Origin of the sequence: Microcystis aeruginosa LEGE 91341 (assembly GCF_015206885.1) — a bacterium.
Taxonomy (GTDB): domain Bacteria; phylum Cyanobacteriota; class Cyanobacteriia; order Cyanobacteriales; family Microcystaceae; genus Microcystis; species Microcystis aeruginosa_H.
Window position 1 is genome coordinate 37,704 of the sequence record NZ_JADEXY010000014.1, and the last position, 6,740, is coordinate 44,443.

6 protein-coding genes are annotated in these 6,740 nt (G+C 40.9%); 2 read left to right on the plus strand and 4 right to left on the minus strand.

The features are described 5' to 3' along the window. The first annotated feature begins 305 nt into the window (after positions 1-305). A complete protein-coding gene (locus IQ234_RS04045) occupies positions 306-2,024 on the plus strand; it encodes a DUF262 domain-containing protein (RefSeq protein WP_193956126.1) in 1,719 nt (572 codons plus the stop codon). Positions 2,025-2,332: 308 nt separating this feature from the next. Further along, positions 2,333-3,481, plus strand: a complete 1,149-nt coding sequence (gene lptC / locus IQ234_RS04050; RefSeq protein WP_193956131.1) for an LPS export ABC transporter periplasmic protein LptC — start codon at positions 2,333-2,335, stop codon at positions 3,479-3,481. A 67-nt stretch (positions 3,482-3,548) separates the two neighbouring features. Here lptC and nuoK read toward each other — a convergent pair whose 3' ends face one another. The 4 genes from nuoK to nuoH form a co-directional block, all read right to left on the minus strand. Then, complete coding sequence (gene nuoK, locus IQ234_RS04055) at positions 3,549-3,854, minus strand: NADH-quinone oxidoreductase subunit NuoK (protein WP_197533180.1); 306 nt, start codon at positions 3,852-3,854, stop codon at positions 3,549-3,551. Positions 3,855-3,879: 25 nt separating this feature from the next. Continuing rightward, on the minus strand, positions 3,880-4,476 hold the full coding sequence (locus IQ234_RS04060) for an NADH-quinone oxidoreductase subunit J (RefSeq protein WP_002734810.1): 597 nt from the start codon (positions 4,474-4,476) through the stop codon (positions 3,880-3,882). 100 nt (positions 4,477-4,576) lie between these two features. Beyond that, positions 4,577-5,149 carry an NAD(P)H-quinone oxidoreductase subunit I gene (ndhI, locus tag IQ234_RS04065; protein WP_193956127.1) on the minus strand — a complete coding sequence of 191 codons (573 nt, stop codon included), beginning with the start codon at positions 5,147-5,149 and terminating at the stop codon, positions 4,577-4,579. A 42-nt stretch (positions 5,150-5,191) separates the two neighbouring features. Then, positions 5,192-6,310, minus strand: a complete 1,119-nt coding sequence (nuoH, locus tag IQ234_RS04070) for an NADH-quinone oxidoreductase subunit NuoH (RefSeq protein ID WP_002780019.1) — start codon at positions 6,308-6,310, stop codon at positions 5,192-5,194. Positions 6,311-6,740 lie beyond the last annotated feature (430 nt).

A 6,740-nucleotide genomic window follows, 5' to 3' on the forward strand; every position in this document is an offset into this window, starting at 1 on the left:
GAAGACTTATTTCATCAGTAGTGAAAGATTGTCTGCGGAAGCCTTTTTGAAGCCAATTCAGGGGCATTGGAGTATTGAAAATCAGTTAAACTGGGTGAAAGATGTCACCTTGAAGGAGGATAAACCGCCTCGGTGGGGGTCATTCTCCCGTTAACTGGGCGATTTTATTTAGTTAGTTGATTTCCTTAGTTCGCCGTGGAAGGTTTCGGACGGTTCCCTAAGCTCGGCGTTTATGGGCTAATCAAATTGAGACAATTTTTGCCACTTTTACCAAAGACAAAACGATTACAGGAGCAAATCAAATCATGAAAGCATCAGAAACCAGTCTTCGTAATTTACTTGAAGGTACTAAACAATTTCAAATCCCTCTATTTCAAAGACCTTATTCTTGGGACAAGCAAAAATGGCAGACTTTATGGGAAGATCTAATGAGTCTCTATGATAAGGAGCAAGAACCTCATTTTCTTGGTTCTATTGTCACCCAGTCAATTCCTGGAACAGCCGAAGGTATATCTCCGTATGTCGTAATAGATGGACAACAACGTCTTACTACTCTTGCCATCATCATAGCGGCTTTGCGAAATTATTTACAAGAGAAAAACCATACAGAGTTGGCGGAAGAATTATATGAATACTATCTGATAAATAAGTTTAAAAAAGATGATGATTTTTATAAAATCTTGCCAACTCAAGGTGATCGTGAAGCTTACAAAAGTATCATCAAAAACCAAAATAGCAGAGAATTTGATAACAAAAAAATATATAAGGCATATCAATACTTTAAGGAACGTCTTAAAAAGAAGAATTTTGCAGAGGGAGAACATAAACTCTTCAAAAATATTCTTTTAGAGCGTTTAATTTTAGTCAATATTACTTCTGATAGCGAAGAAAATCCTTATCTTATTTTTGAAAGTCTCAATACAAAAGGACAAGAACTTACCCAAGCAGATTTAGTCCGCAACTATGTTTTTATGAAGTTACCTAGTGAACAACGAGAAGATATATACAAACAAAAGTGGCAACCTCTTGAAGCATCTTTTAAAAGACTAGCTACCACAGAGCCAATAAAAAAAGAGGAAGACTATGCTAAATCATTGACTGACTCTTTTTGGTGCTATCTTCGCAAAGACGGTGAATCAATTAGTCAAAAAGAAGTTTATAAAGAAATTAAAAAACGCCTAGACAAAAATGCGGAAAACAATAGTTTTAACATTAAAGATAAACTAGATGAGTTGATTAACTTTGCTGAATATTATCAGTGTCTTGTTTTTCCCCAAGAAAGTGAAAACAAAGACGAACTAAAAGATCGGTTTATTCGATTAAATCGCCTAGATTTTGGTACTTGTCATATTTTTCTTCTCAATATCTATAAAGATTTTCAAGACAAGCATTTATCTATTCAGGATTTCCTTCAAATTGTTGATTGTTTAGAATCATACTTTGTTCGACGATCCTTTGTTAATAAATCTACAAGAATTTTAGGGAAAATTTTTGAAAATTTATATAAAGACATAAAAAAAGAAACTAACTCTAATAATAAACTGTTTAATCTCAAAAAAGTTCTGAGAGATTATCAAGGAGAAAAGTCATGGCCATCAGACGATGAATTTCGTGAAGGACTAATCAAAAAAGACATCTATAGTAAAAATGCCAAAACAAATGATAGAGTTAAGCTTATTCTGGAAACCATAGAACGCCGCATGACCAAAGAGATGGTTGATACTAAGAACCTGACAATAGAGCATATAATGCCCCAGAAATTAACAGCGCACTGGCAAGATATGCTTGGTGATAATCACGAACAAATACATAAAACTTGGCTACATACTTTAGGTAATCTGACTTTGACGGCCGACAATTCAGGCTTATCTAATAAACAGTTTTTAGATAAAGTTAGTTTGTTGAAAGACAGTAATGTTTCTTTGAACAAATACTTTTATGACAAAAATGTCTGGAATAAGGAAGAAATTGAAAAGCGAGCTAATTATCTAGCTGATCTGGCTATTGAAATTTGGTCAAGATAAAATAACTAAAGATGTGCGAAACGTTTAGGCATCAAATAAGGCTGAAATGCCTGAAATAATTGCCTAGTCAGGTCTTCAGTGAACAAACGGCAGCCAATGGAAGCCTAGAATCATCCGTAGTTAACTTGACCTTGAGTCAACTACAATGATATGTAGACAGCCAATGAATGTCAGGCTGTATCCTTAACAAGGGAACAGTCAAACGAGGAGCCGTATGAGGTAAAAGTCTCATGTACGGTTCTGGATGGGAGGGGATGGAGGCGACTCTATTCTCGACCCCTAATAAAATAGCAGCGGAGCGATCGAAATTGAGGCAGCGGTTACAATTAAAACTATCAATTGGGCGCGAGGCTGCCCTCCTAATCGGTTTGCTGGGATTAACGGCCTGTCAACCGCCGGATCCGCCGAAAATTTCGCCGACAGAATCGCCTAAAATCGAGGAAACTGGCCGCTTAATTCTCAATAATGCCACCTTAGAACAGGCTAACCCCTCCGGACAACCCCTCTGGAAAATTCAAGTCAAAAAAGCTACCTACACCCAAGACCAAAAAATCGCCCGTCTGGAAAATATCAAGGGTAATATCTATCAAGATGGGAAAGTAGTTTTACAGGTTAGTGCTGACCGCGGTGAAGTCTATAAGGAAGGCCAGGAAATTCTCCTCAAAGATAATATTGTGGCTGTGGACCCCCGCAATAAGGCCATTATTAACGCGCCGGAATTGCGTTGGCTACCCAAGGAAGGTGTTTTAATCTCCCCCAAAGGGATCAAAGGTAGTCATCTACAACTAGAAGCTAAGGCCCGCCAAGGACGCTACGACACGCGCCAAGAAAAACTAGAATTACAAGGTCAAGTGGTGGCTACCGCCAAGGAATCTCGTGTTGTCCTGCAAACCGAGCGCCTGTACTGGGAAATTCCGCAACAGGTCATTAGTACCGATCAAAAAGTCGCTTTTGATCGCTATATTAGTAAAACTATTATCGATCGCCTTACTGCTATCGGCGGTCGTTGGGAAAGAAAAAATAATCAGGTTATCCTGCAAGAAAACCTCGAATATCGCTCTTTAGAACCACCTTTACAGATTTCTGGTTCTCAGGCAATTTGGAACTATCAAAATCGTACCCTAACGTCTGATCGCCCCACGGAAATTTTTCAATATCAAGATCAAATCACTATTACTGGTAATCGTGTGGTGGTGGAATTAGGCAATCGCATCGCTTATCTCAAGGATGGGGTTAAGGGGATTAATCAGAAAACTGGGGCGCAATTGTATAGTCAGATTTTAACTTGGAAAATGTCGGAAAAAATTGTCGAGGCCGAGGGGAATATTATCTATGAACAACAGGAACCAAAATTTAATCTCACCGGCGATAAAGCGATCGGCACTTTAGAAGATAATAACATTGTTGTTACCAGTAGTTCCCCCGATCGAGTTGTCACCGAGATTTATCCCCGTTAACAGGGAAAATTGGCCAAAAAAAACTCTCCCCAGAAAAGGGAGAGAGGGGGGGTAAATATTTAAAAGCTTACCATTTGAGCAGATTAAACTGTTCCATATCGATCGTGTCGCGGTTACGATAGATAGTCAGGATAATCGCTAAACCCACGGCTGCCTCGGCTGCCGCTACGGTAATCACGAAAATAGTAAAAATTTGGCCTCGGATATTAGCGGGGTCAAGATAGTTGGAAAAACCCATTAAGTTAATGTTAACAGAATTGAGCATCAATTCGATCGACATTAAAACCCGGACGGCATTGCGACTGGTGACTAAACCATAAATTCCGATACAAAATAAAGCCGCCGCTAATAACAAATAATACTCTAACTGAATCTGCATGATACCTCTTTCTTTGGTCTTATTTAGGGGCGGTTAATTCTCTAGGTCGTTCGGGTAATGTTAAAGCTGTGGCCGTAGGTTCTTCAGCTTTTAGGGTGGGGATAAGGTCACGACGAGCTAAAATAATTGCTCCGACCATGGCCATTAATAATAACACGGAAGCTAATTCAAAGGGTAGCAGGAAATCACTAAAGAAATGCTTACCGATTTCTACTAAAGTATTAGTTACTACTGCGGGAGAAGTGCTAGAAATTGACCAAGGTGTGATTAAAACCATGGTCGATAACAGCACAAATAAACCCACACAAACTAAAGCAGTAGATGCCTGACGGATCCAACGTTTAGGAATATCAGAAAAGTCCTCTTGCTTGTTAACAAGCATAATAGCAAAGAGAATTAAAACGTTAATCGCACCCACATAAATTAGAATTTGTGCCGCCGCTACAAAATCAGCATTTAGTAAGAGATATAAACCCGAAATGCTGATAAAAACACCACCCAATAAAAAGGCGGAATAAACGATATTAGATAATAGCACCACGCCTAAAGCTGTCCCGATTACTAGGGCGGCTAAAATGCCAAAAGATACTATTTGAACGCCCTCGGCTAAATTCACAGTAGTTTCATCTCCTTTTATGTTTGAGAGTTATTAATTATTAGTTATCAGTTATTACTGTTAAGTTTCCAACTCCTGACGGCTGACGGCTGATAGCTAATTAATCAGTAATTTCTTCTGGACGTTTACCGGCGCGTTGACTACCGGCGGGTAAACCGTGGGGTTCGATGACACCTTTAGGCAGATAACCTAATTCCCTCAGAGGTGTTACCATCGGGTCTTGGGTGACTTTGTAGGGTAAACGGCCTAGGGCGACGTTATCATAGTTTAATTCATGACGATCATAGGTCGCTAGTTCGTATTCTTCGGTCATCGATAGGCAATTAGTCGGACAGTATTCCACACAATTACCGCAGAAAATACAGACCCCAAAATCGATACTGTAGTGTTTGAGTTCTTTCTTTTTAATTTCCTTGTTAAAAGTCCAATCCACTACGGGTAAATTAATCGGACAAACTCGCACACAAACTTCACAAGCGATACATTTATCGAACTCAAAGTGAATTCTACCCCGATAACGTTCCGAGGGAATTAACTTTTCGTAGGGATACTGGACGGTAATCGGACGACGACGCATATGATCGAAGGTAACGGATAAACCTTCGCCGATGTATTTCGCCGCTTGAATGCTACCTTTAGCGTAATCGCTGACTTGTTTGAGGATGTTAAACATGATGGTCAGAGGGATATTAAGTTAACAGGGCAAAAACGGGAATTAACCGCCAAAAGCAAAGGGAAAAGCTAGTTTTAGGGCGGCGGTAAGTAGTAGGTTAACTAAAGATACCGGTAGGAGGAATTTCCAGCCTAAATCGAGTAATTGGTCAATGCGAACCCGGGGTACTGTCCAACGCAAGAGAATAGCGATAAAGATGAGGAAATAGGCCTTTAATACTGTCATCGTAATCCCTAGGGAAGCGGTGATAATTTGTAGCCAGGGATTGGTTTCACTCACTCCCAACCAGCCGGCCACAGCATTGACGGGGATAGGAAATTCCCAACCGCCAAGATAGAGAACCGCGAAAACTAGGGCCGACAGCACGAGGTTAACGTAGGAACCCACATAAAAAAGAGCGAATTTCATCCCTGCGTATTCGGTTTGATAACCGGCGACTAATTCCTCCTCCGCTTCTGGTAAATCGAAGGGCAGACGTTCACACTCAGCTAAAGCGGCAATCCAGAAAATCAGAAAACCCACCGGTTGGCGCCAGATATTCCAGCCTAAAATGCCATAACCGGATTGTTGTTCGACAATATCAATGGTACTGAGACTATTAGACATCATCGCGATCGCTAATACCGATAAAGCCAAGGGAATTTCATAACTAATCGATTGCGCCGCCGCCCGCAGGCCTCCCAGTAAGGAATACTTATTATTTGAGGCATAACCCGCCATTAATAAGCCAATGGGGGCAATACTGGACAAGGAAATCCATAAAAAGATCCCCACGTTTAGGTCAGTAATCAGCAGATTTTGACCGAAGGGGACGATGAGATAGGAGACAAACACCGGCATCACCACCAAAATTGGCCCAAAGAGGAATAACCAAGGGTCAGCCTTAGCGGGGACGACATCTTCTTTAAAGACTAATTTCAGACCGTCGGCGACTGGTTGTAAAACGCCTAAGGGCCCTGCGTATTCGGGCCCGATACGCTGTTGGACGGCGGCGGAAATTTTTCTTTCTAACCAGACGCAGACTAAAACCCCCACTGTGGCGGCTATAATCATCAGGAACATGGGTAAAGGCATCCAAATCGCTTTAGCCAGTCCTCCACTTAATCCCAAGTCTGTTAGGGATTTAATGAAACTTTCTTGTAAATCTATGCCTTGATTCATATTTGGCGATCGCTGTACTGTCAATAGTTCGGCATGGTCTGAAGATTTTTAAGCAAATCTTATAGCCTAGTATACAGTTAGTCGGTCTGAGGGTTATCAGTAAAGTGACAAAGGTTTCAACTCATTAGAAGCCAAGAAAGTCAAGCAATCTTGATTCCACCGCCAAGAATAGGTATTAGTCAATAGTTAGACTCTGAATCTATCAATGTTTTCATCTGTTTCTTAGCGCCGACAACCTCAGCTAGTTATCAATTATTCACAGGAAAAAAATCTAGTTAAGTAGCTGGTTATAATTAAATTAAAAATGGATTTTAGGTTCGATCCCCCCTGCCCCCCTTGATAAGGGGGGTGCCGATAGGCGGGGGGATCCCCCTTGATAAGGGGGGTGCCGATAGGCGGGGGGATCCCCCTTGATAAGGGGGGTGCCGAT

Excerpts from the sequence above, each read along its gene's own strand:
- IQ234_RS04045 (WP_193956126.1), top strand. The coding sequence starts at position 306 with ATGAAAGCATCAGAAACCAGTCTTCGTAATTTACTTGAAGGTACTAAA.
- ndhI (WP_193956127.1), bottom strand. The coding sequence starts at position 5,149 with ATGTTTAACATCCTCAAACAAGTCAGCGATTACGCTAAAGGTAGCATT.
- nuoH (WP_002780019.1), bottom strand. The coding sequence starts at position 6,310 with ATGAATCAAGGCATAGATTTACAAGAAAGTTTCATTAAATCCCTAACA.